The 3425-nt window shown below is 37.5% G+C and carries 6 protein-coding genes; 2 read left to right on the top strand and 4 right to left on the bottom strand.

Annotated features, from left to right (window positions below; genetic code table 11):
- Positions 1-70: 70 nt before the first annotated feature.
- The 3 genes from ACIFQN_RS24395 to ACIFQN_RS24385 all read right to left on the bottom strand — a co-directional run bounded on the left by ACIFQN_RS24395 (position 71) and on the right by ACIFQN_RS24385 (position 2002).
- Positions 71-604, bottom strand: a complete 534-nt coding sequence (locus ACIFQN_RS24395; RefSeq protein ID WP_429835637.1) for a cysteine hydrolase family protein — start codon at positions 602-604, stop codon at positions 71-73.
- Between the two features lie 232 nt (positions 605-836).
- On the bottom strand, positions 837-1385 hold the full coding sequence (locus ACIFQN_RS24390; RefSeq protein WP_429835636.1) for a hypothetical protein: 549 nt from the start codon (positions 1383-1385) through the stop codon (positions 837-839).
- A gap of 194 nt (positions 1386-1579) precedes the next feature.
- Positions 1580-2002, bottom strand: a complete 423-nt coding sequence (locus tag ACIFQN_RS24385; protein ID WP_429835635.1) for a hypothetical protein — start codon at positions 2000-2002, stop codon at positions 1580-1582.
- Positions 2003-2345: 343 nt separating this feature from the next.
- On the opposite strand from ACIFQN_RS24385, the gene ACIFQN_RS24380 reads away from it, so the two are divergent.
- Both ACIFQN_RS24380 and ACIFQN_RS24375 read left to right on the top strand, forming a co-directional pair.
- Entirely contained in the window at positions 2346-2546 is a 201-nt protein-coding gene (locus tag ACIFQN_RS24380; RefSeq protein ID WP_429835634.1) for a hypothetical protein, read from the top strand.
- A 35-nt stretch (positions 2547-2581) separates the two neighbouring features.
- The gene (locus ACIFQN_RS24375; protein ID WP_429835633.1) at positions 2582-2854 is read left to right on the top strand and encodes a DUF7296 family protein; all 273 of its coding nucleotides are present in this window, start codon (positions 2582-2584) and stop codon (positions 2852-2854) included.
- A 57-nt stretch (positions 2855-2911) separates the two neighbouring features.
- Here ACIFQN_RS24375 and ACIFQN_RS24370 read toward each other — a convergent pair whose 3' ends face one another.
- Entirely contained in the window at positions 2912-3334 is a 423-nt protein-coding gene (locus tag ACIFQN_RS24370; RefSeq protein ID WP_429835632.1) for a hypothetical protein, read from the bottom strand.
- Between the last annotated feature and the right edge of the window lie 91 nt (positions 3335-3425).

Below are 3425 nucleotides of genomic sequence, written 5' to 3'. Positions count from 1 at the left end.
AATTTAGGTAATTTCAATTTACTATGTAAAGTAAAAAGTACCCTTACAAATTGCAAGGGTACGGTTTCACCTAAATAAAAATTGTATCTGAACTAGTCACTGTTATTCGATTATTAGCGGTGCCAAATACAGAAAGAAGAGCGTTGTGGTGAGCGATGATTTGCTCAGCCTTTAATACAGTGCCGTTGAAAGTCGAATGACAATCATTTACCAGTGTTACATCGTAGCCCAAAGAGATTGCACGTCTACTGGTTGTGTCGATACAGTATTCGCTCTGCAGACCAACAACTACAAGGTGATTGATTTCTCTAGCCTCAAGTTCATCTCTGAGTGTCGTATCTAGAAATGAATCACATGCAAATTTGCGAATGACAGGTTCTTCTTCTTTTGGGGTGATTGCGGGATGTATCTGCCAGGTTGTGGTCCCAATTTCAAATGGCCCACCTTCTCTACCGCAATGCTGAATATAAAGGACTGGGATTTGTAAATCACGAGCTTGGGTTAATAACTTCTCAATACGTTCAATTATGACATTACCCTGATAAGCGTGCTCGATAAGGAATGTTTGAACATCAACGATGAGTAAGGCAGTATTTTTACTCATAAGCAAATCACCCTTCCCTTATATGTAACTACAAGAAAAGTATAAAGCGCAACGGGTATTCCTAACATATCAAAAAATTACAAAATATTGAAATGTTCTAAGGGATTAATCTCAAGACAGGCTTGGTGAAACTTATTTAACACTTTAGTTAGTGAAGAAAAGAGGTTTGAACGATGCAATGCCGTGTACAAATTTACTTATGACGTAAATGCTTCAAGTTGATTAAGTACAATCAATTTTTAAAAGTAGTACGTGGTGAAACCATGATGCTATTGTAGTCATTCCGATTATCGGGGTCAGTATTCGAAAACATTACCATAAAATCCCCAACTTTATACCAAATCTCAAATCTATATTTATGATTCCCGTACGTATTTTCACCGAAAATATTAAAAATCTGTTCTTTTGTTAATGATTCAAATTTTGCTTGTATGACAGTTAGACGTTCCTCTCCTTCGTATTTATTAAGCATATATCTATACCCGTTTCGGTCGAAATAGCTGGTATGCAATCTTACTGAAACATAGTCTTCCTCTTTTATACCAAATTTTGATTGCAGCTCTTCTTTTGTTAGATGAAAAGTGATAGCACCGCCTAAATTTCCTTCATGGATATTCTCTAGAATGTGGGTTAGAAACTCTTGAGCGTTAGATTGAGATTCTTGGGGTTTGAATCTTTCATAGGCAGTCATAGATGAAACATCTATCAAATAGGAAAATACCGGGGTAAGAAGATACATTATTAAACCAATTACTAAGGCTATTTGTTGGATTTTATTCATGCAAGGCCTCCAGGATTATTTCACCATTTCGTTCATTAGAAGTACTTTTTCGGTGTAAGTGTTATCTTCAAGGTTGAATTCCATTACCTCATTAGTTGCAAGTTAATTCCAAAATTATTATATCGAATTTAGTGTTTAACACAACGGTAATTATGAAACAACGCGCTGATAGCGCGCATATCAAGAAAATTCATTTATTCGACTTGATGCTGGACAGATACACCAATTACCAATTTCCATTGTCCATCTTTTTTATAGACAGGTAGTGTTAAGTCGAAATTTTTGCCGTTATCTCGGAATGTAATTTGTGCCATGACAAGATTATCGTCTACAGCGTGTAATCTACCTATTTTGATAATCGAAATCGAAGCAGAATCTTGACTTATGATAGTGGATAACTCTTTTCGCCGTTGGATATCATCCTTAAACCGAATATCTGTTGAATATTTGATCATCTCCTCTACGTCTTTGGTCTCAAGTGCACTTTTGAGTAATGTTATAGACTGCCTAGCATCTTCAACTGGATTACTTGATGAAAGACCCTTAGACGAAATCAATATCACTGAAATAAGGAGAAAAGAAAAAGATAGTGCTATTAACTTGAATTTCCTGCTCAAAAAATAACCTCCATTCTTCGTTTTATCTGGGTAAAACTTACAGTATTAAGACGAGCACAACGCCAAGGTGGTTACACAAAACACACGATTTGTTAAATGGGAGTGGATAGGCATGCCGATATTCGTCTGTGACGATTGTGGATGCATGGAAAATACAGCATTGGGATTGTACTGGGGAAGAAATTTGATTGACGGCCGAGCGTTATGCTCGGAGTGTGCTCCTACAGAATTTAATGACGGCTCAAAAACTGGTCTTGGTAAATGGCATGGAGAGTTTCAGAAAAGGCAATGGGATGGGAAAAGACAGGTAATAAATCGGTAATTTTGGAAAGGGTGAAACGATTTGGGAAGCAATTTTTTCGAAGAACACGACAGACGAATGAAATTGATGTTTCGAATATTCATGATCATCTTCACCATAGGTCTAACGCTGATCGGTGGCAGCTGGATTCTTTACGGCTATGTCGTACTGTATGTACTGGACAACCCTGAGAGTGTCGGGAGCTGGCTCGGCAAATTGATAGGCGGAATAAGCGGAGATTAACAAAACAATCGTTGAGATAAGGGGGTGTCATTGACGTGCAAAGAGTTATAAACACAGCGTTTTTCCACATCAGACAAAATAATTCGGGTGGCTACTTCATCGAAAATGATGATGTGGCAATCAACCTGATCATTGAAGCTGTCAATGCAAAAGAGGCAGAACGAAAAATGTATGAGATCACCGCTGATTACTCCCAATACTGTTCTTGTTACGGTGAAAGATGGTCTTGTTGGATTGATGATGATGACGGTACAGACGAACCGACTGTTTACGGTGAACAATTAGATGGGAACGTTGGCAGACTATAATCTACTATTTGGACGGAAGAAAAGAAAAAATTGGGTATTAACATATCATTACTTTGTTTAATCAGAAAAGATCCAGCGCTCTCCATACCTATAAATAAACTGCTCTTTTTCCGGTGTTTCTTCTATAGGTACACCTGATCTCGTCTGAGTTTGTTGATGTATTGCAAACGGCCCATTGACACCTCGGTACCAGGCAGAATATTCACTTCCGTTTTTTGTATAGGTAACTTTATAAAATTGATGTCCTGCCTCCAGCCTACGTCGCCCATTTTCGGAATAGACAGGGAAGGGTGTTGAATCTAAGGAAACACTTTCGATACTAATTACAGTTCCACCCTGAGAACCAATGAACTCTTGAATCACTTCTTTATGAGCAGCTTTTCCAGCAAAATAAGAATAGAGAGTAAAAATAAAAGCTGCAATAAAAAAGCAACCAATAATAAGAACAGTAGTTTTATTTCCCACTTTTCTAAAGATCAAAATGGACTCCCCTTTTTAGTATTACTCAAGTTTACGTCACCGGGAGTAATAGGTTTCACTGATTTAACAAAAGAGAAATTGTGATTATGGT

Source organism: Brevibacillus sp. NRS-1366, from assembly GCF_050467985.1.
The sequence above is the reverse complement of the archived record's forward strand: the minus strand, read 5'-3'. Positions and strand labels throughout refer to the sequence as shown.

Excerpts from the sequence above, each read along its gene's own strand:
- ACIFQN_RS24395 (WP_429835637.1), bottom strand. The coding sequence starts at position 604 with ATGAGTAAAAATACTGCCTTACTCATCGTTGATGTTCAAACATTCCTT.
- ACIFQN_RS24390 (WP_429835636.1), bottom strand. The coding sequence starts at position 1,385 with ATGAATAAAATCCAACAAATAGCCTTAGTAATTGGTTTAATAATGTAT.